This is a genomic window from Frigoribacterium sp. PvP032 (assembly GCF_017833035.1).
Lineage (GTDB): Bacteria > Actinomycetota > Actinomycetes > Actinomycetales > Microbacteriaceae > Frigoribacterium.
The window spans coordinates 305,642-328,851 of record NZ_JAFIBM010000001.1; the positions used below are offsets into that span (position 1 = coordinate 305,642).

At 74.2% G+C, this 23,210-nt stretch carries 26 protein-coding genes and 1 tRNA gene; 16 read left to right on the forward strand and 11 right to left on the reverse strand.

Annotated elements, in window-relative coordinates; translation table 11 throughout:
- Positions 1-176: 176 nt before the first annotated feature.
- Both JOE35_RS01425 and aroC read left to right on the forward strand, forming a co-directional pair.
- A complete protein-coding gene (locus tag JOE35_RS01425) occupies positions 177-1,196 on the forward strand; it encodes a helix-turn-helix transcriptional regulator (protein WP_209559493.1) in 1,020 nt (339 codons plus the stop codon).
- 280 nt (positions 1,197-1,476) lie between these two features.
- Positions 1,477-2,553: a chorismate synthase gene (gene aroC / locus JOE35_RS01430; protein ID WP_209559494.1), complete on the forward strand. Its 1,077-nt coding sequence runs from the start codon at positions 1,477-1,479 to the stop codon at positions 2,551-2,553.
- A gap of 21 nt (positions 2,554-2,574) precedes the next feature.
- Here aroC and dcd read toward each other — a convergent pair whose 3' ends face one another.
- Positions 2,575-3,162: a dCTP deaminase gene (dcd, locus tag JOE35_RS01435; RefSeq protein ID WP_209559495.1), complete on the reverse strand. Its 588-nt coding sequence runs from the start codon at positions 3,160-3,162 to the stop codon at positions 2,575-2,577.
- A 9-nt stretch (positions 3,163-3,171) separates the two neighbouring features.
- On the reverse strand, positions 3,172-3,909 hold the full coding sequence (locus JOE35_RS01440) for a FadR/GntR family transcriptional regulator (RefSeq protein WP_209559496.1): 738 nt from the start codon (positions 3,907-3,909) through the stop codon (positions 3,172-3,174).
- Between the two features lie 154 nt (positions 3,910-4,063).
- Here JOE35_RS01440 and JOE35_RS01445 point away from each other — a divergent pair, with 154 nt between their 5' ends.
- From JOE35_RS01445 to JOE35_RS01460, 4 genes are all read left to right on the forward strand, one after another.
- The gene (locus JOE35_RS01445) at positions 4,064-5,455 is read left to right on the forward strand and encodes a GntP family permease (protein ID WP_209559497.1); all 1,392 of its coding nucleotides are present in this window, start codon (positions 4,064-4,066) and stop codon (positions 5,453-5,455) included.
- Between the two features lie 109 nt (positions 5,456-5,564).
- Positions 5,565-6,335 carry an SDR family oxidoreductase gene (locus JOE35_RS01450; RefSeq protein ID WP_209559498.1) on the forward strand — a complete coding sequence of 257 codons (771 nt, stop codon included), beginning with the start codon at positions 5,565-5,567 and terminating at the stop codon, positions 6,333-6,335.
- 72 nt (positions 6,336-6,407) lie between these two features.
- Entirely contained in the window at positions 6,408-7,427 is a 1,020-nt protein-coding gene (locus tag JOE35_RS01455; protein ID WP_209559499.1) for a zinc-binding dehydrogenase, read from the forward strand.
- Between the two features lie 70 nt (positions 7,428-7,497).
- Positions 7,498-8,478 (forward strand): NAD(P)H-quinone oxidoreductase, encoded by a 981-nt coding sequence (locus JOE35_RS01460; protein ID WP_209559500.1) that lies wholly within the window; start codon positions 7,498-7,500, stop codon positions 8,476-8,478.
- Between the two features lie 90 nt (positions 8,479-8,568).
- Here JOE35_RS01460 and JOE35_RS01465 read toward each other — a convergent pair whose 3' ends face one another.
- The gene (locus JOE35_RS01465; RefSeq protein ID WP_209561803.1) at positions 8,569-8,994 is read right to left on the reverse strand and encodes an Asp23/Gls24 family envelope stress response protein; all 426 of its coding nucleotides are present in this window, start codon (positions 8,992-8,994) and stop codon (positions 8,569-8,571) included.
- A 128-nt stretch (positions 8,995-9,122) separates the two neighbouring features.
- On the opposite strand from JOE35_RS01465, the gene JOE35_RS01470 reads away from it, so the two are divergent.
- The 3 genes from JOE35_RS01470 to JOE35_RS01480 are packed head-to-tail and all read left to right on the forward strand — an operon-like array spanning position 9,123 to position 10,842.
- Positions 9,123-9,680 (forward strand): RNA polymerase sigma factor, encoded by a 558-nt coding sequence (locus tag JOE35_RS01470; protein ID WP_209559501.1) that lies wholly within the window; start codon positions 9,123-9,125, stop codon positions 9,678-9,680.
- Positions 9,677-10,369, forward strand: coding sequence for an Asp23/Gls24 family envelope stress response protein (locus tag JOE35_RS01475; RefSeq protein WP_209559502.1), 693 nt, complete (start codon positions 9,677-9,679; stop codon positions 10,367-10,369). The genes JOE35_RS01470 and JOE35_RS01475 overlap by 4 nt, the downstream gene beginning before the upstream one ends.
- Positions 10,369-10,842, forward strand: coding sequence for a hypothetical protein (locus tag JOE35_RS01480; RefSeq protein WP_209559503.1), 474 nt, complete (start codon positions 10,369-10,371; stop codon positions 10,840-10,842). Before JOE35_RS01475 ends, JOE35_RS01480 begins: the two co-directional genes overlap by 1 nt.
- Before the next feature lie 22 nt (positions 10,843-10,864).
- Here JOE35_RS01480 and JOE35_RS01485 read toward each other — a convergent pair whose 3' ends face one another.
- The 5 genes from JOE35_RS01485 to JOE35_RS01505 form a co-directional block, all read right to left on the reverse strand.
- Positions 10,865-11,770, reverse strand: coding sequence for an NAD(P)-dependent oxidoreductase (locus tag JOE35_RS01485; protein WP_209559504.1), 906 nt, complete (start codon positions 11,768-11,770; stop codon positions 10,865-10,867).
- 109 nt (positions 11,771-11,879) lie between these two features.
- Positions 11,880-12,053, reverse strand: a complete 174-nt coding sequence (locus tag JOE35_RS01490; RefSeq protein WP_209559505.1) for a CsbD family protein — start codon at positions 12,051-12,053, stop codon at positions 11,880-11,882.
- Between the two features lie 233 nt (positions 12,054-12,286).
- Positions 12,287-13,291, reverse strand: coding sequence for an aldo/keto reductase family protein (locus tag JOE35_RS01495; RefSeq protein WP_209559506.1), 1,005 nt, complete (start codon positions 13,289-13,291; stop codon positions 12,287-12,289).
- 284 nt (positions 13,292-13,575) lie between these two features.
- Positions 13,576-13,728 (reverse strand): hypothetical protein, encoded by a 153-nt coding sequence (locus JOE35_RS01500; RefSeq protein ID WP_158614689.1) that lies wholly within the window; start codon positions 13,726-13,728, stop codon positions 13,576-13,578.
- Between the two features lie 160 nt (positions 13,729-13,888).
- On the reverse strand, positions 13,889-14,371 hold the full coding sequence (locus JOE35_RS01505) for a hypothetical protein (protein WP_209559507.1): 483 nt from the start codon (positions 14,369-14,371) through the stop codon (positions 13,889-13,891).
- A gap of 149 nt (positions 14,372-14,520) precedes the next feature.
- Here JOE35_RS01505 and JOE35_RS01510 point away from each other — a divergent pair.
- The 3 genes from JOE35_RS01510 to JOE35_RS01520 all read left to right on the forward strand — a co-directional run bounded on the left by JOE35_RS01510 (position 14,521) and on the right by JOE35_RS01520 (position 15,918).
- Positions 14,521-14,594 (forward strand) — tRNA-Gly (locus JOE35_RS01510).
- A 146-nt stretch (positions 14,595-14,740) separates the two neighbouring features.
- Positions 14,741-15,517 (forward strand): alpha/beta hydrolase, encoded by a 777-nt coding sequence (locus JOE35_RS01515; RefSeq protein ID WP_209559508.1) that lies wholly within the window; start codon positions 14,741-14,743, stop codon positions 15,515-15,517.
- 50 nt (positions 15,518-15,567) lie between these two features.
- Positions 15,568-15,918 (forward strand): hypothetical protein, encoded by a 351-nt coding sequence (locus JOE35_RS01520; RefSeq protein ID WP_209559509.1) that lies wholly within the window; start codon positions 15,568-15,570, stop codon positions 15,916-15,918.
- A gap of 5 nt (positions 15,919-15,923) precedes the next feature.
- Here the strand turns inward: JOE35_RS01520 and JOE35_RS01525 are convergent, their stop codons facing one another.
- Complete coding sequence (locus JOE35_RS01525; protein WP_209559510.1) at positions 15,924-16,592, reverse strand: TetR/AcrR family transcriptional regulator; 669 nt, start codon at positions 16,590-16,592, stop codon at positions 15,924-15,926.
- A gap of 77 nt (positions 16,593-16,669) precedes the next feature.
- Between JOE35_RS01525 and JOE35_RS01530 the strand changes: the two genes are divergently transcribed.
- Complete coding sequence (locus tag JOE35_RS01530; protein WP_209559511.1) at positions 16,670-17,140, forward strand: GNAT family N-acetyltransferase; 471 nt, start codon at positions 16,670-16,672, stop codon at positions 17,138-17,140.
- A 373-nt stretch (positions 17,141-17,513) separates the two neighbouring features.
- Here the strand turns inward: JOE35_RS01530 and JOE35_RS01535 are convergent, their stop codons facing one another.
- Together JOE35_RS01535 and JOE35_RS15975 are read right to left on the reverse strand one after the other, a co-directional pair.
- Positions 17,514-19,178 carry a HAMP domain-containing sensor histidine kinase gene (locus JOE35_RS01535; RefSeq protein WP_209559512.1) on the reverse strand — a complete coding sequence of 555 codons (1,665 nt, stop codon included), beginning with the start codon at positions 19,176-19,178 and terminating at the stop codon, positions 17,514-17,516.
- A 70-nt stretch (positions 19,179-19,248) separates the two neighbouring features.
- Complete coding sequence (locus JOE35_RS15975) at positions 19,249-19,917, reverse strand: response regulator transcription factor (RefSeq protein WP_209559513.1); 669 nt, start codon at positions 19,915-19,917, stop codon at positions 19,249-19,251.
- A 162-nt stretch (positions 19,918-20,079) separates the two neighbouring features.
- Here JOE35_RS15975 and JOE35_RS01545 point away from each other — a divergent pair, with 162 nt between their 5' ends.
- The 3 genes from JOE35_RS01545 (at position 20,080) to JOE35_RS01555 (ending at position 23,177) form a co-directional block, all read left to right on the forward strand.
- On the forward strand, positions 20,080-20,865 hold the full coding sequence (locus tag JOE35_RS01545) for a hypothetical protein (protein WP_209559514.1): 786 nt from the start codon (positions 20,080-20,082) through the stop codon (positions 20,863-20,865).
- 262 nt (positions 20,866-21,127) lie between these two features.
- A complete protein-coding gene (locus JOE35_RS01550) occupies positions 21,128-22,048 on the forward strand; it encodes a helix-turn-helix transcriptional regulator (RefSeq protein WP_209561804.1) in 921 nt (306 codons plus the stop codon).
- Between the two features lie 277 nt (positions 22,049-22,325).
- Positions 22,326-23,177 carry a GDSL-type esterase/lipase family protein gene (locus JOE35_RS01555; RefSeq protein ID WP_209559515.1) on the forward strand — a complete coding sequence of 284 codons (852 nt, stop codon included), beginning with the start codon at positions 22,326-22,328 and terminating at the stop codon, positions 23,175-23,177.
- Positions 23,178-23,210: the final 33 nt, after the last annotated feature.

Below are 23,210 nucleotides of genomic sequence, written 5' to 3' on the forward strand. Positions count from 1 at the left end.
GCAGGCAGCAGGGGCGCGCTCGATACCAGGCGGTCGCGTGAGAGTCGCTCGGGTCCGGTCTGAGAGGTAGCATCGCGAGATCGGTGGATCAGGCCGATGCGTCCGAGGTGCGTCGACCACCGGCCTCGTCGCCCACGGGAGCACCTCGTGCTCCGCTGCACCGCATGGAGGGGCGCATGGCGAGTCCCCCGACGCCGACGGCGTGGACCCGCGCGGGCGCACGCCGAGCCGACTTCGACGATCCTCGCGTGCGTGGCGTCGAGACGAGCGACCCTGCGGTCGCGCACTCGATCATCAGCCGCATCTACCGCCTCCGTGACCTCACGCCCGCGGCCGGCCCCGACTTCAGCTTCGGCCGGGTCGTCTCGGGCGACGACCGGTTCGCCATGGGCCAGATCCACTACCAGGGGCAGCTGCACGCCATCAGCGAGCCGCTGCCCGAGTTCTTCTGCATCAGCCGCGTCATGGCGGGCCGGTACGGCCTGGCCGACGGCAGGTCCGAGCTGCGTGCGCAGGCCGGCGACCGCTTCGTGTTCCCCAGCGACCGGGTCAAGGAGCACCGCTGGGACGACATGCACCTCGGCCAGGTGATGCTCGACCGGGCGGCCGTCGAGCGCGAGCTCACGGCGCTGTCGCTCGCGACGCCGCCGGGAGGGCTGCAGACCCTCTCCATGGAGCCCGTCTCGGAGGCCCTCGGAGAGCACTGGGGCAGCACGACGCGGCACGTGCTCGACGGCGTCCTCTCGAACGACGCCGCGATGGCGAGCCCGCTGGTGCGCGCGGCCGCGTTCCGTTCGCTCGTGACGGCGTTCGTCGAGGCCTTCGACACGAACGTGGTGGGGACGGGCAGGTCGACCGACGCCCGCGCCCTGCCGTCGACGGTGCGGCGGGCGCTCGCCTTCGTCGAGGAGCACGCCCACGACGACATCGGCGTCGTCGAGATCGCGGAGGCGGCCCGCCTGACCCCGAGGGGGCTGCAGCTGGCGTTCCGTCGCCACCTCGACACCACGCCGATGGCCGCTCTCCGCGCTGCCCGCCTGCGCGGCGCCCATGCCGACCTCGTGCTCGGCGACCCGACGCTCGGGCACACCGTGGCCGGCATCGCGCTGAGCTGGGGCTTCGCCAACCCCGGGCGCTTCGCCGCGCTGTACTCGACGCAGTTCGGCCGGACGCCCCGCGAGACGCTCGAGTCGTGACCGGCCCTGCAGGAGGCGGTGGTCGGGAACCCGATCCCGCGCCTCCTTCGCTCGGTGTCCTGTGGATTCGTTTCGTGACCACCTGGTGGCACGGACGGCCAGATCCGTCGCAGAATGAGAGTGCCTCGCGATTTGGGTTCAGGATCGCGAGTCGTCACGCGGCAAGCGCAGGGACGTCGGGTCCCGGTCGCGGCTGCGAGGGGTGCGGGTGAGGGCGTCGGGTCCCCACCCGCACCCCCTTCCCTTTCTCGCTGGGGACACGGGGCCGTAAGGTCGTCCCATGTCTGGCAGCACCTTCGGTGAACTCTTCCGCGTCACGAACTTCGGCGAGTCGCACGGCGTCGCCATCGGCTGCGTCATCGACGGGTGCCCTCCCGGCCTCGCCCTGACCGAGGCCGACATCCAGGCCGACCTCGACCGGCGTCGCCCCGGCACATCGCGACACGTGACGCAGCGCAAGGAGCCCGACGCCGTCGAGATCCTGTCCGGCGTGTACGAGGGCGTGACCACGGGCACGCCGATCGCCCTGCTGATCCGGAACGTCGACCAGCGCAGCAAGGACTACGGCAACATCCTCGACACGTTCCGCCCCGGGCACGCCGACTACACGTACTGGCGCAAGTACGGGGTGCGCGATCCTCGTGGCGGGGGCCGTTCCTCCGCCAGGCTCACCGCGCCGATGGTCGCCGCGGGCGCCGTCGCGCGCAAGTGGCTGCAGGAGCAGGGCGGCATCTCGTTCGTCGGCTGGATGAGCCAGCTCGACGACATCGCCGTCCCGTTCACCGACGAGTCGCAGATCTCGCAGAACCCGTTCTTCGCCCCCGACGCGTCGATCGTGCCCCGGCTCGAGGAGCGGATGGACGAGCTGCGCAGGGCCGGCGACTCGTGCGGCGCGCGCATCGACGTGGTCGCCCGCAACGTGCCCGCGGGCCTCGGCGAGCCCCTGTTCTCCAAGCTCGACGCGGACATCGCCGCCGCGATGATGGGCATCAACGCCGTCAAGGGCGTCGAGATCGGCGCGGGCTTCGACAGCGTCTCGCAGCGCGGCAGCGAGCACGGCGACGCGCTGACCGCCGACGGCTTCGAGAGCAACGACGCGGGCGGCGTGCTCGGCGGGATCTCGACCGGTCAGGACCTCAGGGTCTCCGTCGCGATCAAGCCGACGAGCTCGATCCGGACGCCGCAGCGGTCGATCGACCGACAGGGCAACGAGACGAGCGTCGAGACCTTCGGACGCCACGACCCCTGCGTGGGCATCCGCGCGACGCCGATCGTGGAGGCGATGCTCGCCCTGGTCGTGATGGACCACGTGCTCGCGTTCCGCGCCCAGATCGGGCCGGTGGAGTTCACGCCGTAGGGCGTCTGCCCGTGCCGCGGGTCAGTCGCGGGCGGAGACGTCCGTGTGGACGAAGTTCGTCGCCGAGCGGCTCGCGGTCGGCCCGCGCTGGCCCTGGTACCGCGAGCCGTACTCGCCCGAGCCGTACGGGTGGTCGGCCGGCGAGCTGAGGCGGAAGAAGCAGAGCTGCCCGATCTTCATGCCCGGCCAGAGCTTGATCGGCAACGTCGCCACGTTCGACAGCTCGAGGGTGACATGCCCGGTGAAGCCGGGGTCGATGAAGCCGGCGGTCGAGTGCGTCAGCAGGCCGAGGCGGCCGAGCGAGCTCTTGCCCTCGAGGCGCGCGGCGACGTCGTCGGGCAGCGTGACTCGCTCGTAGGTGCTGCCGAGGACGAACTCGCCCGGGTGCAGGATGAACGGCTCGTCCGCGGGGGTCTCGACCAGGCGCGTCAGCTCCGGCTGCTCGGCGGCAGGGTCGATGAACGGGTACTTGTGGTTGTCGAACAGCCGGAACAGGCGGTCGAGCCGCACGTCGATGCTCGACGGCTGGATCAGCGAGGCGTCGTACGGGTCGAGGCCGATGCGCCCGGCGTCGAGCTCGAGCTTGATGTCGTGGTCGGAGAGCAGCACGCGGTCAGCCTAGTCAGCCGCCCGGTCCACCTCGCTGCCCGGCGCCTCCTGCACCTCGTGGCTGACGATGGCGATGTGGGTGCGCACCTGGTGCTCGGCCGCGTCGCCGTCGCCGTCCGCCACGGCGCGCGCGGCCGCGACGTGGGCGTCGAGGGTGCCCGGCCAGGGGACGCCGGGCGTGAGGCCGAGGTCGGCGCGCCCCTCCAGGATCTCGCGGACCGGGGCGGCGAGCTCGGCGTAGAGGGGGTTGCCGCTGGCCGTGAGCAGCAGCGAGTGGAACGCGACGTCGACCGCGAGGTACTCGGACGAGTCGCCCCGCCCGGCCCGGCCGAGGTCGTCGAGCTCGGCAGCGAGGCGCACGAGGCCCGCCCGCTGGTCGTCGGTGGCGTTCCGTGCTGCGAGGCGCGCGGCAGCCGGCTCGAGCGCGGCGCGCAGCTCCATCAGCTCGACGAGGTGCCGCTGCCGCAGCGGGCCGGCCAGGGTCCAGCGGATGAGCTGCGCGTCGAGCACCCGCCACGACGCCCGCGGCTGCACGGTCATCCCCACCCGTCGGCGCGACCGGATCAGGTCGAGCGACTCGAGGACGCGCACCGCCTCGCGCACGGCGGTCCGGGAGGCCCCGAACTCGAGCTCGAGGGCGGCGAGGGTGAGCACGGTGCCCGCGGGGAGGTCGCCCGAGGCGATGCGGCCGCCGAGGGCGTGCACGAGCCGTGCGTGCGTTCCCTCGGGCCCGGGGCGAGATGTCATGAGGGTCATCCTGTCGTAGGCCGCTGGCTCGGCACGACTTGAAAAGTACTACCTTTGATGGCACCCTGGGCGTCACCGCTGTCGCGCACCTCCCGTGCGCCTCGACCGCGGACTCGACGGGCGCAGCCCACGGTATTCAACGGAGAAGATCGACATGGACGACTGGACACAGACCCTGGGGGCGGCTCCGCTCCTCGCGATCGCCGCGGGGGCGATCGCCTTGATCCTGGTGCTCGTCATCAAGTTCAAGCTGCACGCGTTCCTCACCCTGGTCATCGTCGCGGCGCTCACGGCCCTCGCGACGGGCATCCCCACCGGCGCCATCGCCGACCTGCTCGTCACGAGCTTCGGCAGCACCCTCGGCTCCGTCGCGCTGCTCGTCGGGCTCGGGGCCATGCTCGGGCGGCTCGTCGAGTCGTCGGGCGGCGCCCGGGTGCTCGCCGACCGGATGGTCGACGTCTTCGGGGAGAAGCGCGCCCCGTTCGCCCTCGGCCTCGCCTCGCTGATCATGGGCTTCCCGATCTTCTTCGACGCCGGCCTGATCGTCATGCTGCCGATCGTCTTCGCCGTGGCCCGCCGCATGGGCGGCAAGTCGCTGCTGCTCTACGGGATCAGCTCCGCCGCGGCCTTCTCGGTCATGCACGTGTTCCTGCCGCCGCACCCCGGCCCGGTCTCGGCGACCGAGCTGCTCGGCGCCGACCTCGGCATCGTGCTCGTCGCCGGCCTCGTCATCGTGTTCCCCGTCTGGTACGTCTCGGGCTACCTGTGGGCGAAGTACGTCAACAAGCGGATCCCGCTGCCCGTGCTGTCGCTGTTCGGCACCCCTGAGGACGACGTCCAGGCCGTCAACCCGCCCAAGGCCGGCACGGTCATGGCCGTCCTCGCCGTCCCGCTCGTCCTCATCCTCCTGAACACCGGGCTCAGCTCGCTCAGCTCGGTGGGCGTCGTCGACGGCGACGCCGGCTGGGTCCAGGCGTTCGTCCTGGTCGGCACGAGCGGCATCGCCCTGCTCATCTCGGTGCTCGTCGCGGCCGTCGTCCTGGGTCGTGCCCGAGGCGTCGCCGGCAGCGCGCTCGAGAAGGTGCTCGAGAGCGCCCTCGGCCCCATCTGCTCCGTCGTGCTCATCACCGGCGCCGGCGGCATGTTCGGCGGCGTCCTCCGCGCCTCGGGCATCGGCGACGCGCTCGCCGACGTGCTGGGCGACCTCGGCCTGCCCGTCATCGTCGCCGCGTGGATCATCGCCGCGATCCTGCGCCTCGCCCAGGGGTCGGCGACCGTCGCCCTCGTGACCGCCGCGGGCCTCGTCGCCCCGGCCGTCGCGCTGGCCGACCTCAACGCCGTCCAGCTCGCCGCCGTCGTGCTCGCCACGGCCGCGGGCTCGGTCTTCGCCGGCCACGTCAACGACTCGGGCTTCTGGCTCGTCGGCCGGCTGATGGGCATGGACGTCAAGACCACCCTGCGCGTGTGGACCGTGCAGCAGGGCGTCGAGTCCGTGCTCGGCTTCGCCGCGGCGCTGCTCGTCTTCACCGTCGGCTCGCTGGTCTGACCGACCGACCGGGCGGTCCCGACCGACCGGGCCGTCCCGACCGCCCGGGCGGTCCCGACCCGACCGACCACGCCGACCGTCCGGGCCCCCGGAACCACCAAGGAGAACCATGACCTCGTCCCTGTTCGACCTCACCGGCCGACTCGCCCTCGTGACCGGCTCCTCCAGGGGCCTCGGTCGTTCGTTCGCCCTGGCGCTGGCGGAGGCGGGGGCCCAGGTGATCGTGCACGGCCGAGACGCCGGGGCGCTGCGGGAGACCCAGGACGCCCTCGAGGCGGCCACGGGGACGCGGCCCGCGACGACGGTCTTCGACGTCACCGACGCCGCGTCGGTCGAGGGGGCCGTCGGCGACCTCGTGGCCGAGCACGGCGTGCCCGACGTCCTCGTGAACAACGCCGGCGTGCAGAAGCGGGCGCCGTTCACCGAGTTCCCGGTCGAGGACTGGGATGCCGTCGTCGCGACCAACCTGTCGAGCGTGTTCTACGTCTCGCGGTTCGTGGCGCCCGGCATGGTCGAGCGGGGCTCGGGCAAGATCGTCAACGTCGCGAGCGTCCAGTCGATGCTGGCACGCGAGACCATCGCGCCGTACTCGGCGAGCAAGGGCGGGGTCGCCCAGCTCAGCCGGGGCATGGCGGCCGACGTGGCCAGGCACGGGGTCCAGGTGAACACCCTGTCGCCCGGCTACTTCGCGACCGAGATGAACACCGCCCTGTGGCAGGACGAGACCTTCGACGCCTGGCTGCGGCAGCGCACCCCCGCGCGCCGCTGGGGACGTGTCGAAGAGCTCACGGGCACGCTCATCTACCTCGCGTCGAGCGCGAGCGACTTCGTCTCGGGGCAGAACATCTTCGTCGACGGCGGCATGACGAGCGTCGTCTGACGCACGCGGTCCCGACTCGCACGCAGACCCGACCCGCACGCAGACCCGACCCGCACACTGAGGAGAACGACCGTGAAGACCATCCAGATCGACTCCGCGACCGTCCTGACGGAGCGCGAGGTCCCCACGCCGGAGCCTGCCGAGGGCGAGGTCCGGATCCGCGTCGACTTCGTCGGCATCTGCGGCTCCGACCTGCACTACTACTTCGAGGGCGCGAACGGGGCCTTCGTCGTCGAGGAGCCCCTCGCGCCCGGCCACGAGCTGTCGGGACGCGTCGACCTCGACCCGAGCGGCGAGTGGGCGCCCGGCACGCCCGTCACGGTGCACCCTGCCCGGTTCGGCACGCCGACCGAGGGCACGGAGGACGCTCCGCACCTGTGGCCGGGCGGCTCGTACCTGGGCAGCGCCTCGACGCACCCGCACACGCAGGGCGCCCTCAGCGAGTACCTGGTGGTCGACGCGGGCATGCTGCGGGCGCTGCCCGCCACGCTGCCGCTCGAGCGTGCCGCGCTGGCCGAGCCGCTCGCCGTCGCGCTGCACGCCGTCAGCCGGGTCGGCGACGTCGCGGGCGCCAGGGTGCTCGTCTCCGGGGCCGGGCCGATCGGCCTGCTCGCCGCCGCCGCGGCCCGTGCCCGCGGCGCGGCGCACGTGACCGTCGTCGACGTCCTGGCAGAGCCCCTGGCCAGGGCGCTCGCCGTGGGCGCCGACGAGGTCCTCCGCCTCGGGGAGGACGCCGTCCCCGCCGACTCGTTCGACGTCGTGCTCGAGTGCTCGGGCGCCGCACCGGCCGTCAGCGCCGCCTTCGTCGCCGCCCGTCGCCTCGGCGTCGTCGCGCAGGTGGGGATGGTCCCCGACGTCGCCCGTCCGGTCAACCTCGCGCCCGCGATCTCGAAGGAGCTCACCGTGCTCGGCGTCTTCCGGTTCCGCGACGAGATCGACGAGGCCGTGCGGATGCTCGACGCCGACCCGTCGCTCGGCACGGTCGTCACGCACGTCGTCGACAGCGACGACGCCGCACGGGCGTTCGAGGTCGCCAGGGACTCGTCGGTCAGCGGCAAGGTCCTCGTCGCGGCCTGGCCCGACCGGCCGTAGGAGGCGCGAGCCGGCCCCGGGGGACCGGCCCGGTGCGCCTCCGCCCGCCCGGCAGGGGGAGGATGGGGGCATGCGCGCCGTCACCGTCCCCGTTCCCGGAGGGCCCTCCGCCCTCGTCGTCAGCGAAGTCCCCGAGCCCGTCGCCGGCCCGCACGAGGTCGTGATCGACGTCGCCGCCGCGGGCGTCAACCGTGCCGACGTGTCGCAGCGCGAGGGGCACTACCCGTCGCCGGCGGGCGCGCCCGCCTGGCCGGGTCTCGAGGTGAGCGGCACGGTCGTGGGCGTGGGCAGCGAGGTGACGACCGCCTCCCTGGGGGACTACGTCCTGGCGCTGCTGTCCGGCGGCGGCTACGCCGACCGCGTGGCCGTCGACGAGGGCCTGCTGCTGCCCTACGCGAAGGGGCTCGACCTGGTCGAGGCGGCCGGGCTGCCCGAGGCGCTCGCGACCGTGTGGTCGAACGTCTTCATGTCCGCGCAGCTGCAGCCGGGCGAGACCCTGCTGGTGCACGGCGGGTCGAGCGGTGTCGGGTCGATCGCGATCCAGCTCGCCGTCGCGCGCGGCGCCACGGTCTACGCGACCGCCGGCTCGGCCGAGAAGACGGCGTTCTGCGAGCAGCTCGGCGCCGCCCGCGGCATCGACTACAAGCAGGAGGACTTCGTCGAGGTCGTCCGGGAGCTGACCGACGGGCGCGGCGTCGACGTCGTGCTCGATCTCGTCGGCGGCGACTACCTGGCCCGCGACGTCGACGCCGTCGCTCCGGGCGGCCGCGTCATGGTGATCGCGACGCAGGGCGGCACGTCCGCGACGATCGACGTGGGGCGCCTGATGGCCAAGCGCGCCCGCATCTGGGGCACGACCCTGCGCGCCCGCCCCCTCGAGGAGCGCCGCGCGATCATGGCCGAGGTGCGCGAGCACGTCTGGCCGCTCGTCGCCGCGGGCACGGTGCGCCCCGTGCTCGACAGCGTCTACCCACTCGAGTTCGCGGCGACGGCCCACAAGCGGATGGAGTCGGGGCAGCACCTCGGCAAGATCGTGCTCGCGGTGCGCTGAGGTCGCGTGCCCCTGCCGACACTCGCAGGAGGTGCGGTGCAGGGGATCCCGCACCGCACCTCCTCGGGTCGGCCTGTGCCGCTGCCGTCGTCAGCTCTCGTCGTCGTCGCCGGGGATGTGCACGTCGGTGACGGACACGTTGACCTCGGCCACGTCCATGCCGACGAGCTGCTCGATGGCCGCCGCGACGGACTCGCGGACCTGGTCGGCGACCTGGCTGATGGCGACGGGGTACTCGACGACGATGGTGACGTCGGCCGCGACCTGGGTCTCGCCGACCTCGACGCGGACGCCCTGGCCGAGGTCGGTGCTGCCGACGACGTCGCGGAGGGCGCCGAACGCACGGGCCGCTCCGCCGCCGAGGGCGTGCACGCCGGGCACCTCACGCGCGGCGATGCCCACGACCTTGGCGACGACGGCGTCGGCGACGACCGTGCGGCCGGGGGTGGCGCCCTCGGTCGGGAGGCCGTTCGAGGTCGTGACGGCGGCGGGGGAGGTCTGCGTGTTGTCGGCCATGATGGCTCCGTTCTGCGTGAGGCTGGTGTAGTCATGGATGAGACGCACTCCGCGACCCGATCGTCACGGAATCCGTCGAAATCGTCCCACCCACGCCCCCACGGGGGCCGCCGCGCAGAGGAGGCAGCATGCCGATCGACCTCTCGGACGCTGCCGACGGCACGCTCGCGTCCCGCGCCGCGGAGGGCGACGAACGGGCTTTCGAGGTGCTGCTGCGGCGGCACCTCGGCCTGATGACCGCCTACGCGACGCGGCTGACCTCGTCCAGGGCCGACGCCTCCGACGCGGTGCAGGAGGCGTCGATCACCATCTGGCGCGAGCTGCCGGGCCTGCAGACCCCCGACGCCGTGCGCGGCTGGATGATGACGATCGTGTCGCGCAAGGCGTTCGACCTGATCCGTTGGCGGCGCCCCGCCGCCGACGTCGACGAGCTTGAGGTGCCGTCGACCGACGGTGCCCACGACGACCCCGAGCGCCGGGCGCAGTCGTCCGACGCGATGGTCGCGCTCCGCCAGGCGCTCGACCGGCTGCCTGCGGCACAGCGGCGCGTCTGGACCATGCGCGAGGTCGGCGGCGAGTCGTACGCTGACATCGCGGAGACGACAGGCTCGTCCGTGACCGCCGTGAGGGGCCAGCTCGCCCGTGCCCGCGAGTCCCTGACCCGAGAGATGGAGGCCTGGCGATGAGCGACCCGACGCACTTCTCGCCTGCCGTGCAGCCGAGCGACAGCCCCGCCGAGAGCTCGGACACGAGCTCGGTCTCGGACGCTGGGTCGGTCTCGGACGCTGGCTCGGACACGGCCGTTGGGTCGGACACGGCCTCGGTCTCGACGGAGCGGCTCGCCGACTACCTCGACTCCGGCCGTCAGCCGTACGACCCGCTGATCGAGGACGACCCTGCCTGTCTCGCGCAGCTCCTCGCGCTCGAGCGGCTGCGGTCGCTGTCGTCCGAGCTGGTGGAGAGCGACGTCGAGACGGCTCCGGCGCCCGACCCGTCGTGGATCGCGAACGTCATGGACCGCGTGCGCCTGGAGTCGCGCACCGGCCGTGACATCCCGCTCGCCTCGCCCGACCCGCGCAGCACGGTGCACATCACCGAGGGCGCCGTGCGCTCCCTCGTCCGCGAGGCAGGCGACTCGGTGCCCGGCGCGGTCGTGGTCTCGTGCGGGCTGGCCGGCGACGTGGGCATAACGGACGCGCCGATCCGCGTCGACGTGGCGGTGAGCGTCGTCTACGGCGCCGACGTGCGACAGGTCGCCGACCTCGTCCGTGAGGCCGTGGCACGGGCGCTCGCCCGCCAGACCGAGATCGTCGTCGAGGCGCTCGACGTGACCGTGCGCGACGTGCACCTCGGTGCCCGAGAGGCAGGACTGTGATGGACGAGGCGACGGTGGACGGCGACGGGGCGGTCGAGGAGGCGATGGCCACGTCCGAGCGGCAGGCACGCCTGGGCGACCTCGCGCTCGAGCTCGGGGCGCTCGCCGCCGGGACGCAGGGCGTGGCTCGCGTCCAGGCCCGGCCCGGGGCGGTCGAGGTCGCCCGCCAGGCTCTCGACGGGCTCGCGGGCGCGGTCGCCAGCGTGACCGCTCGTGTCGGTGCCCGGTCGGGTGCCGGGGCCGATGCCGGCCACGATGCGGCACAGCCCGCGGGCCGGCCGCAGCCCCTGGTGACGCTGGTCGTCACCGACGACGAGACCCGGGTGGTGCTCGACCTCGCCGTGGACGAGGCCGCCTCGGGACCGGCGGTGGCCCGCGACGTCGCCGCGCGCCTCCTCGTGCACCTCGCGGAGCAGGACGAGCAGCTGCCCGCGCCGACGGTCGACGTGCGGATCGTGGGCGTCGCCTCCTAGCCTGCCACCGCGTCGCCGGGCCTCAGCGCGTCATGCGGTCGAGCGAGAACGCCGCCGAGGCGAACGGGCCGCCCTGCGGACCGGCCGTGCTGCTGGCCTCCGTCGGCGCGACCCCGGCAGCGGCGGGCTCGGGCAGCGGGCCGACGGCCGCCACGGACGCGTCGTCCTGCGGCCGGAACCCCACGGCCTCGCCCGCCGCGAGGTCCCACCACCCGTCGGCGTTGGCCGACACCGCGTAGAACACGGCGACGTGCACGTCGGTCGTCATGGCGGCGACGAAGGCGCGCACCGCGTCCGGACGGCTGAGCCAGGTGTGCAGGTGCCGGGTGTCCTCCGGCGACTCGCCGTAGCTGCCGATGCGGAGCGCGATCGTGCTCAGGCCGAACTTGTCGGAGTACAGGCGGCAGAGCGCCTCGCCGGCGACCTTCGAGACGCCGTAGAAGCCGTCAGGGCGCGGCGTCATGCCGACGTCGACGGTCGTGTCGGTGTCGTATGAGCCGGTGAGCCGGTTGCTGCTCGCGAACACCACGCGGCCGACGCTCGCCCGGCGTGCCGCCTCGAGCACGTGGTACGTGCCCACGACGTTGACCGTCGCCAGGTCGTGGAAGTCGGCCTCGTCGCTGAGCCCGCCGAGGTGCACGACCCCGTCGCAGCCCGCGAAGAGCTCGGTCAGCGCCTCGAGGTCGGCGACGTCGACGACCTCGCGGCGCTCGGGGGCGGCTGCGACGGCGGCGTCGGTCGCGGGCCCCTCGTCGCTCGCGTCGGTCGTGGCGACCGGCGGCACCTCGACGACGTCGGTCGAGACGAGCTCGACCCCGAGCTCGTGCAGCGCGGAGCGGAGGTGCACCCCGATGCGGCCCGCGGCCCCGGTCACGGCCCAACGGGCTCCTCGGAGGCGGGTGGAGTCGGGTTCGGCGTGGTCGCTCATGCCCACCACCGTACGGCCGACTCGACCCCGGGCAGCAGTCGAGCCCGGCACCTGTGCAGGTGCCGGGCTCGGACCGGGTGGGCGCACGACGTGTCGGCGCCCGGGTGGATCAGTGCTGGTCGCCGTCCTTGGCGCGCTCGGTCGCGAGGCGGTCCTCGCTCATGGCCTTGTCCTTCTGGCCCTGAGCCGTGAGCTCGGCGTCGTCGGTCTTCTTGCCGACGGCCTCCTCCACGTGTCCGGCTGCCTTCTGCACTGCGTCCTTGGCCTTGTCTCCGATGGACATGCGGTTCCTCCTCCTGCTGAGTCCCGGGATGTCCCGGCTGTGTCGTGGACGGTAGGCCCGCCCGACCGCGGTCGTCCGCCGCCAGGGATGTTCCCAGGAGGCGGTCGGCCAGCGTCCAGCGCCGCCTCCGTCCGCATCCGCACCCGTCGAACCCGCGCACACCCTCGAGCGCGCGCGAGGGTGTGCGCGGGTCCGAGGGGTGCGGCGGCCCCGACCACGCGGCGGGCGGCGGCCTAGACCTCGCGGCCTGCGGGCATCTGCGTCTTGCGGGGGTCGGTCTCGGCGAGCCCCTCGAAGATCGACTCGATCTTCGCCAGCACGTCGGCCTCGAGCACGACGCCGGACGCCTTCGCGTTCGACTCGACCTGCTCGGGCCGCGAGGCGCCGATGATCGCCGAGGCGACGTTCTCGTTCGACAGCACCCACGCGAGCGAGAGCTGTGCCTGCGTGAGGCCGAGCTCGTCCGCGACGGGCTTCAACTGCGCCACGGCGTCGAGCACGTTGTCGCCCATCCAGCGCTCGATCATCGCGGCGCCGCCCTTGTCGTCGGTTGCCCGGCTGCCCGCGGGCAGCTCGCCGCCCCTCGTGTACTTGCCGGTCAGCACGCCCTGCGCGACGGGGGACCAGACGATCTGCGAGATGCCCAGCTCCTTCGAGGTCGGGACCACCTCCTCCTCGATGACCCGCCAGAGCAGCGAGTACTCAGGCTGGTTCGAGACGAGCTGGATCTTCAGCTCACGGGCGAGCGCGTGCGCCTCGCGCAGCTGCTCGGCGTTCCACTCGGAGACGCCGATGTACAGCACCTTGCCCTGGCGGACGAGGTCGGCGAAGGTCTCCATCGTCTCCTCGAGGGGAGTCTCGACGTCGTAGCGGTGCGCCTGGTAGAGGTCGACGTAGTCCGTCTGGAGCCGCTTCAGCGAGCCGTTGATCGACTCGGTGATGTGCTTGCGGCTGAGGCCGGTGTCGTTGTGGCCCTTGGGGCCGGTGGGGCCGTAGACCTTGGTGAAGATCTCGACCGACTCGCGGCGCTCGCCCTTCAGCGCCTCGCCGAGCACGACCTCGGCCTGGGTGTTCGCGTACACGTCGGCCGTGTCGAAGGTCGAGATGCCGACGTCGAGCGAGGCGCGGACGCACGCCGTCGCCGTGTCGTTCTCGACCTGCGAGCCGTGGGTGAGCCAGTTGCCGAACGTGAGCTCGGAGACCTTGAGTCCTGAGTTGCCGAGGTACCTGAATTCCATGGGGTTCTCCTTGTCGGGGGCGCTCCGCTGCGCACCGCCGTCGACGCTACGCCCCGGCGGCGTGAACGTTCACGCTCGGGGTACGGGCCCAGCTCCCCGGCCCGTCGGCCTCGAGTGGTCGAGAAGTGTCCATCCAGGCGCCGGGAGAGACAGATGCTGACCACTCGACCCGCGCGTGCACGGGCACGAAGCCGTCCGCCGGCACGACGAGAGGCCCCGATCCGACCTCCGCAGGTGCGGGCAGGTCGATCCGGGGCCTCTCGAGGAGCCTTCGGGGGAGGGGCTCAGGCCTTGTCGGCGTCCGAGTCCTTGTCGTCGTCGACGAGGCCGTCCTTCGAGCCGTCGGCCAGCTGCTCGGTGTGCTCGGCCTGCTCGTCGGTGACGTTCGTCGAGCCGTCGGGGGCGGTGTCCGGTGTGGTGTCGTCGTGATCGCTCATGCGGGCGACGATACGCCGCACCGCTCCGGGCAGCCCGGCCGTGCAGCCCCGAGGCGAGACAGATCCGGTCCGCGGCGGGCCGGATCACGGGGCACACGGCTGGCCGACGGGCAGATCACTCTCAAATTACGGGGACGGGGCCTGATCACGGGACCGCTCGCTAGCGCGCCGTCTCGCCCGCGTCCGCGATGCAGCTGAGCGCCTGCTGACCTGCGTCCGACTGCTCGGCCGAGGCCGGCTCGGACGAGACGGGCCAGGTCGACGACGACTGGGCGTCCTCGTTGACCGACTCGAAGGTGCCGTCGAACTCGTCCGACTCGACGTCGCCGGTGGTGGTCCAGAGGCCGACCGTGTCGCTCAGCACGTTGTTCTCGCCGACGGGGGCGGCGACGTACCAGGTGCCGTCGTCCTCGCGGGCGTAGGCGAGCAGCACGTCGTCGTCGACCTCGTCGCCGAGCGCGTTCAGCGCGCTGTCGAGCACACGGGTGCAGTCGACCTGGTTGGCCTGGGCGGGGCTGGTCGCGGTCTTCTCGCTGCCGGGCGCGTCGCCTGCCGGGTCGGTGACCTGGGCGCCTCCGGTGCAGCCCGTCAGAGCCAGCAGGAGGAAGGCGGCGAGGGGGAGCGTGGTCTTCTTCGTGATCATGGGGCGACCGTACGGCGGTGCCGCGCACAGCGTCCGCATCCACAGGAGATCGTGCCCTGGGCACGCTGGTGTGCTGCGTTCCGGGCTTCGTGACGACCCGAGGAGGCGCGGGGCGGTATGGTGGGAGGTACCTGCCTCCGAGCGGGTTCGCGAGTGTAGTTCAATGGTAGAACTCCAGCTTCCCAAGCTGGTAGCGCGGGTTCGATTCCCGTCACTCGCTCCACTTCCGCTTCGCCGCACCGTCGTCGCCGTCTCGCGTGTGACCGGGGCCCTACCGCGACGTCGGCGGTCTCCCGTAGGTTCGAGCCAGGTCGTCATCGTCCCCGGACGACGCGGTCGCAGCTGCTCCGCCTCCCCGGAAGGACCCCCTTGGACATCCTCTTCGTGCACGGCGCCCTGGTACGCGACGGCCAGTGGTGGTGGCGGCCGACGGCCGACCTGATGGAGGCGGAGACCGGCGTCCGGAGCCGCTCCCTGGCCCTGCCCTCGTGCGGCGAGCGCCCGGCCGACGGCCGTGACGACGTGCGGGTCGGTCTCGACGCTGTCGATGGTCTCGACGGCACTGACGGCGCCGACGTCCCCGCGACCGGACTCGTCGCCGACGCGGCCGCCCTGCGCCGTGCGCTCGACGACGCGAGCGGGCCCGGCGAGGTGATCGTCGTCGCGCACTCGTACGGCGGCACCGTCGTGGCCGAGGCCGGGGCGCACCCGGCCGTGGCGCACCTCCTTCTGGTCTCGTCGTACCTGCCCGACGTCGGGCTGTCGCAGGGCGCCGTGATGAGCGGCGAGACGGACCCGGTGCCCCTCGGCGACGCCGGTGCGGGCCGTCTCGGGCTGGTCGGCGACCTCGACGCCGCGTGGTTCGGCGCCCGTTTCCTGCAGGACGGCACGCCAGAGCATCAGCGCGAGGCCTTCAGCCGGGTCGTGCCGCAGGACGCCGCCTCGTTCACGACGCCCACCACCCGGGCCGGCTGGCAGGGCGTCGACTCGACCTACCTCGTCTGCGCGGACGACCGCAGCACCTCGGTCGGGCTCCAGCGCGAGCACGCCGCCAGGGCGACCCGCTCGGTCGAGCTGCCGACCGGGCACCACCCCTTCGTGACCCGGCCGGACCTCGTCGTCGAGCAGCTGCGGGCCTTCGCCTGAGCGCCGTCACGCGCAGCCCGCCGCTCGGACGACGGGCGATCACGGGGATCGTGGTCGGCACGATCGTCGCGGGCGTGGTCGTGCTGGTGGTGGGGCTCTTCCTCGTCCGGCTGGTGCTGCAGCTCGCCTTCGCCACCGAGGGCGACGTGCCCGACGCCTCCTCGATGGACCTGCCCGCAGGCAGCTCGGTCACGGCGAGCGAGACGAGCTGCGGGTCGGGCGGGTGCTGGACCATGTTCACCGTGCTGCCGCCCGACGGCACGACGCCGGCCGAGCTGGCGCGACAGATCGAGGACGAGCACGGCGACGGCATCCCGGGCGACCTGCTCGACCCCCGGACGATCTTCGTGTCGGCCGAGGCCCGCGCCTCCGACGTGGCGGTGCGCGGCAGCTTCTGGTGAGGGCGTCAGGCGGGGGCGAGCACGGCCGTCAGCGTGACGGCGAGGGCCGCGTGCTGTCGCTCGGCCGGCCAGGCGGCGGGGTCTCCGGCGGTGAGGGTCGCGATGCCCTCGATCGCGGCGACCAGGGCCGACGCCCGTGCGGTCGCGTCCACGGCTCCGTCGGGGTCGCCGGTGCCTGCGTCGCGGTCGACGTCGGTGTCGGCCGGGCCTCGTGTCGCCTCGAGGAGGCGCGAGAGACGGGCGACGAACGACCGGTTGGCCGCGGAGTGGCGTCCCGCGAGCACGGGGTCGCTCAGGGCCGCGGCGACGAAGCCCACCCAGACACGGGCCTCGGCGAGGCCGTCGGGGTCGGTCGGCAGGGAGGCGCTCGCCACGGCACGCACAGCACGCACGGCCGCCGCGCGGTCGAACTCGGCGTCGGTCGCTGCCTCGGCCTCCGCCTCGGCCTCGAGTCGCTCGGCACGGAGCCTCGACCGCTCGTGCAGCACGTCGCGCGCGTGCAGCAGCAGCGCCTGCTTGTCACGGAACGTGTGCAGCACGAGACCCGTCGTGCAGCCCGCCCGCTCGGCGACGGCGCGCAGCGTGAGGCCGCTCGGCCCGAGCTCGGCCAGGGTCGTGAAGACGGCCTCCGAGAGCTGGAGGCGTCGGGCGTCGTCGTCGCGGGGGCGGGGCACCCCAGGACCGTAGCATCTGTTACCGTAACGATTGCTACGGATACTCGGACGAGAGGGCATCCCGAGAGGAGCCGCACATGACCTGGCAGATCGAGGTCGTCCCCTACGACCACCCCGAGGCCGACGTGCTGCGCAAGGCCCAGCGCCGCGAGCTCGACGAGCGCTACGGCAGCGACGACCACGAACCGGGGACGCCGCCCAGCAGCGCGGACGTGCCCGTCTTCGTCCTCGCGCGCACCGCCTCCGGGGAAGCAGTCGCGTGCGGAGGGCTGCGACCGCTGCCCGACGACGTCGCCGGGCCGGGGTCGGTCGAGATCAAGCGCATGTTCGTCGATCCCTCGGCCCGCGGCTCGGGAGTGGCCGTCTCGGTGCTCCGGGCCCTCGAGGAGGAGGCGCGCGGCCTGGGCGCGCTGCGCATCGTCCTCGAGACGGGCACGATGCAGCCCGACGCGATCCGCTTCTACGCCCGCGAGGGGTACGGCGAGGTGCCGCTGTTCGGGGCGTACGTCGGCAGCGCCGAGTCGGTCTGCTTCGCCCGCGAGCTGTAGGAGGCGCGGCGCGCGTCGCCGAGGCCGGCCGCCTGCTCGTCCGGCTCGGCTCTCCTCTGCTCGGCCTCCTGCGGCCTGCTGCGGCCTGGCCTGATGCGGCTCGATCTGCGCCGAGGGCGGGTCTTCTGGCTCGAGGGCGGGTCGCGGACGACCCGCCCTCGGCCCGGGCGACCCGCCCTCGGCGAGGGGCGCGCGGCTCGCGTGCCCGTCGGCTGGGCTCGGCCGGAACCCGGGCGGCGCGCGCTCCGACCCCCCTCCGGCCTGGGTCTCGGCGGCTAGGCGACGCGGGAGCGACAAGACGACGTGGTGTTCCGCGTCGTCTTGTCGCTGTTGCGTCGCCTAGCGGCGAGCCGCGGCGCGGCGTGGCGCGACGTCAGCGGGGGAGCGTCAGCCTGAAGACCGCGCCCGCAGCGCCGACGCCGCCGGCGCCGACGGGCAGCGCCTCGCAGACCAGGTCGCCGCCGTGCGCCTGCGCGATGCCGCGGGCGATGGGCAGGCCGAGGCCGGCGCCTCCGTCGCCCGTCTGCCGGGCCTCGTCGAGCCGGACCAGTCGGTCGAAGACGCGCTCGCGGTCGGCCTCCGGCACCCCGGGGCCGTCGTCCGCCACGAGCACTGCGACCCCCTCCGGCGCGGAGCCGTCGACCGTCAGCACGACCGTGCCCGTCCCGTGCGTCGCCCTGGCCGCGTTGTCGACGAGGTTGCCGAGCACCTGCGCCAGCCGACCGGCGTCGCCGGGCACGACGAGCGGGCCCTCGCCCGAACCTGCGCCAGCACGAGCACCACCACCACCGGCACCAGCACCCGCACCAGCACCCGCACCGCGCACCTCGACCCGCAGCTCCAGCCCCGGCCGCCGTAGTCGCTGGCCCTCCACGACGGAGGCGACCAGCGCCTCCACGTCGACGGGCGCGACGTCGAGCTCGAGCCCGCGGTCGACCCGCGCCATCAGCAGCATGTCGTCGATCAGCCGTGACGCCCTGGCAGCCTCCCGGACGACGTGCACGGCCAGCCGCTCGCGCTCGTCGGGCCCGACGTCGGCCGACGAGCGGACGAGCGTGTCGGCGGCGGCGCGCATCCCGGCGACGGGCGTGCGCAGCTCGTGCGCCGCGTCGGACACGAACGCCCGCACCCGCTGCTCCGCCTCGAGGGCCGTGCGCTCCGCCTGCAACGCCGTCCGTTCCGCCTCGAGCGCGGCCCGCTCGGCGCCCTCGACCCCGTCGAGCATCTCGTCGAACGCGCCGGCGACGCGGCCGATCTCGGTCGACCCGTTCGCCGGGCGGAGTCGCCGGCCCCGGTCGCCGTGGGCGATCGAGCGTGCGACGGCGGTCATCCGGTCGAGCGGCCGCAGGGTCGCCCGCACCACGAGCACGAGCCCCGCGGCGGCCACGACCAGGAACACTCCCGACGCCCCGAGCATCACCCAGCGGAGCTGCGTCAGCGTCTGCCCGACCGAGCTCGAGTCGGCCGTCAGCGTGATCGTCGACCCGTCGCTCAGCTCGCTGACCAGCGTCGTCACCTCGTCGTCGGCCGTGACGGTCGACGCGGTGACGGTGACGGTCTCCGCGGCGGCGGCCGGATCCGAGGAGGTGCCCGTCGGCTCCTGCCCCGGGGCCGCGGGACCTGCGGTCGCGTCGCCGGCCGGCGTGTCCGAGCCCGCGCCTCCTGCTCCCCTGCCCGGTCCCGCCGGCAGGCCGTCCCCGAGTGCGGGCGGGCCCTCGCGCAGCTCGTCGGGGGAGGGACCGGCGACGATGGCGCCGCCGTCGGCGTCGCGGATCACGACCGAGAGGCCCTGCGCCGAGAGGCGGTCGGCGAGGTCGTCGCCGTCGACGGTGCCGACGAGCGCGGCGGCGGCGGAGGCGCGGTCGCGGAGGCGGTCCTCGACCTGGGCACGGAGCCGCTGGCCCAGCGTCGCCTCGACCGCGACGGCCAGCCCCGCGAGCAGCAGGGCGAGCAGCACGAGCACGGCGACGACGGTGCGCGCGCGGAGCGACCCGGTGCGGAGGCGAGGCCCGTCCTGTCGCGCTGGGTCGTGTCGCATCGTGTTCCGAGCGTCGCGTCCTGTCACGGCGCGACGCGATGCTCGGAACACGATGCAGCAGCAGCGGCGTTCACGCGCTCATCCGGTAGCCGAGGCCGCGCACGGTGTGGATGAGCCTCGGCCCCTCCCGTTCCATCTTCTTGCGGAGCGAGCTGAGGTGCACCTCCACCAGGTTCGGGTCGTAGTCGTCGTAGCCCCACACCTGCGTCAGGATCTGCGTCTTCGACACGGTGCGGCCCCTGCTCTCGGCGAGGAACGTCAGCAGGCGCTGCTCGGTCGCGGTGAGGTCGAGCGCGACCCCGGAGCGGGTCGTGACCGCCGCCTCCGGGTCGACGACCAGGTCGGCCACCTCGATCACCGCGGGGATCCGCCCGCGCCGACGCAGCACGGCGCTGATCCTGGCGAGCAGCTCGGCCACCGAGAACGGCTTGACCACGTAGTCGTCGACGCCCTCGGCGAAGCCACGGAGGCGGTCGTCCAGCTCGTCGCGCGCGGTCAGCATGACCACGGCCGCGTCGCTGCTCGTGCGGACGGTCGCCGCCAGGCGGATGCCGCTCGCCCCCGGCAGCATCCAGTCGAGGACGACGAGGTCGGGGACGAACGCACGCAGCGCGTCGGGCAGCTCGGAGCCGTCGGGCAGGCCCTTCACGGCGAAGCCCTCGGCGCCGAGGGCGGCGACGACGGACGAGAGCAGGGCAGGGTCGTCGTCGATCACGAGGACGCGGGCGGGGGAGATCACCGGCTGGACGGTACGGGGCCGAGATGCGCCGCCGCCGCCGGTCGCCTATGGAACCGCTGGACGCGTCGGCGACTTAAGCGCGGCTTCAGGTCTGCTCCCGAGGTTGGTCACAGCGGCGGACGACCGGTCCGCGACACCACCACCCACTCGTCAGGAGACGACATGAACGACCAGCAGAACCCCTTCGACCGCGACGGCGACCTGGGCCGCGACGGCAGCGGCGCCGGTGACGGCGACCGTCACCGCGACCAGCGGGACGCGTTCGGCGCACCCCGCCAGGACTCGACGGCGCAGGACTCGACCGCGCACGACTCGACGGCCGACGACGCCACCCGGGAGCTGCCCGTCTCGCCGCGCGTCGCGTCGGAACAGGGCGTACCCGCCGCCCCGCGCCGCCGGGTGACCAAGCGCCTCGGGATCGGACTCGGCGTCGCCGCGGTCGGCCTCGCCCTCGTCGGAGGCACGGCTGCCGTGGCGTCGTCGGGCGGCGGCGCGAGCACGCTGACGGCCGCGACGTCGAGCGCGTCGCCCAGCCCCAGCGCGAGCTCGGACGCAGGAGGCGGCACGGACTCAGGCGACGGGTCCGGCCCCGCAGCCCCCGGCTCGGACGCCACGGGGTCGCCGACGCCCGCCGCACCGGGGGCCGGCGGCGACGAGGCCGACGGCGACGCGCCGGCCGGCCTGCTCGCGGGCGGGCCCGGCTGCGCGCCGGGCGCCGCGCCCGCGCCCGGGGACGCCCCCGACCCCGAGGCCGACGGCGCTGAGCGCCCGACGCCGCCCGCGCCTCCGGCCGGTGCGCCGACCCCGCCGACCCCGCCGACCGACGCGCCGGCCCCCGGCGACGAGGGCTCCGGCGACGCCGAGCGCCCGACGCCCCCGACCGACGCCCCCACCCCGCCCACGGACGCCCCGTCGGCTCCCGCCGACGAGTCCGCCACCGGCAGCTGACCTGCTCGACGCCCCCGGCAGCCTGCGGCGGGCCCGCCTGCTCGGCCCGCGCCTCCTCGTGCACCTCGAAGTGGACGAAGCACCCCGTCGTTGCGGGGTGTCTCGTCCACTCCGGGGTGTCGGGCCCGGGCCGAGCCGCCGGGCCGAGCCGCGGCGCCGGGCCGGGGCGCGGGCCGCACCGCACCGCACCGCGAGACGTGCCCCGACAGGGCGTCCCTCGCCGCGCCTCCTGCGTCGTAGCCTCGTCGTCATGAGCGAGCGCATCGACAACCGGGACGACGTCCGCGAGTTCCTCATGTCGCGGCGGGCGCGGGTGACGCCCGAGCAGGTGGGGCTCCCGGCAGGAGGCGGTCGTCGCGTCGCCGGGCTCCGTCGCAGCGAGGTCGCGATGATCGCCGGCGTCAGCGTCGAGTACTACGCGCGTCTCGAGCGCGGCCAGGTCGCGGGCGCGTCGACGGGCGTGCTCGAGGCGCTGGCGACGGCGCTGCAGCTCGACGACACGGAGCGCGCGCACCTCTTCGACCTCGCGCGTGCCGCCGACGGGATCCCCGCCTCCGGGCGTCCTCGCTCGCGCCGCACGACCCGCAGCACGTCGCGCCCGAGCCTGCAGTGGGCCCTCGACGCGGTCGTCGACGGCGTCGCGTTCGTCCGCGACCAGCACCAGGACCTGCTCGCCACCAACTCCCTGGCCCGCGCCTTCTACTCGCCCGTGATCGGCGACGGCGGGCGCACGCCGAACCTCGCCCGCTTCCAGTTCCTCGACCCGGCGTCGCGCGACTTCTACCCCGACTGGGATCTGTTCGCCGAGATGTGCGTCGGCATCATGCGCGCCGCCGCGGGCCGCGACCCGCACGACGCCGGGCTGCACGACCTGGTCGGCGAGCTCTCGACGCGCAGCGAGGTGTTCCGCCGGCTGTGGGGCGCGCACGACGTGCGGTCGCACGGGGCCGGCACGAAGCGCTTCGTGCACCCGGTCGTCGGCGAGCTGACCCTCGCCTACGAAGAGCTCGCCGTCGTCGCCGAGCCCGGCTGCTCGCTGCTCGTGTACACGGCCGAGCCAGGGTCGCCGTCCGCCGAGCGGCTGCGGCTGCTCGCGTCGTGGGCGGCCACGCAGGAGGCGGCGGTCCGCTCCGGGGACGCGCTCGCGCAGGAGGCGTCGGTCGCCTCCCCCGAGGACGCCTAGCCCGCAGCCCGCCGCGCGCAGTCCGCAGCCTGCCGCGCTGGCGTCCGCACCCGCCGGACCCGCGCGCACCCCTCGGCGCGCACGAGGGTGCACGCGGGATCGCGGGGTGCGGCCGCACTGCCGCGCTGCCGCTCGAGGCAGACCGCTCGGTCTGTCCGCAACGCGCAACTCCGCCCGCCGACGCTGGCGCCGTCGATGCAGCCGCATGTACCGTCATCGAGCGCCACCGCGCCACCCGACCGGGACGGAACCCGGCACCGCACCGCCAGGACGGCCCATGCACACCCTCCGAGCCCGCACAGCAGCGACCCTGCTCACGCTCGCACGCCCCTACCTCGCCCTCCACCTCGGGGTGCTCGGCCTCAAGATCCGCAGCGCGCCGTTCCCCCGCGACGAGGCCACGGCGACCCTCCCCGGCCCGAGTGCCGCCCGCCTCCTCGTCGTCGGCGACCTCGCCGCCTCGGGGTACGGGGTGCTGCTGCACGGCATGGCGTTCCCGGCCCAGCTCGCCGGCATCTGGTCGAGCCGCACCGGCCGCGGCTGCAGCTGGCAGGTCGTCGCCGACCCGCTGCTGACCGTGCGCCGGGCGGCCCACCACTCCCGTCTCGGCACCTCCGCCGCGGGGGCGGACGCGGTCGTCGTCGCCCTCGGGATCCCCGACGTGCTGCGGATCACCCCGAGCGCGGACATCGTCGCGTCCGTCGCTCGCCTCGTCGCACGCGTCCGCTCCGCGGCGGGGCGCGACGTGCCCGTGCTGCTCGCCGGGCTGCCCCCGATGACGCAGTTCCAGGGGCTGTCGCCTGCGGCGTCGCACCTGATCGGGTCGCAGCTGCGCCGCGTCGACGACGCCCTGCGCCGGGTCGCCGCCGAGCACGTCGGCGTCGACTTCGTGTCGTTCCCCTCGTGGGACACCGACGGCACGACCCTCCGCCGCGCCTTCTCGTTCCGCGCGATGCACCGTGGCTGGGCGCTCGCCGTCGCCGCCCGCCTCGCTGTCGCTCTGCCCGGCTCGGGGCCGGAGCCCGCACCGGAGCCGACCGACGGTGTCGTCGAGCAGGCCGAGCAGGTCGCCGAGGAGGCGTCGGCCGCGCCCGGCGCACCCGACGGTCCCCTGACGCTGGCCGCGTAGACCTCCGCGGGGGCCGGGGTGCTCGCGGCCGGC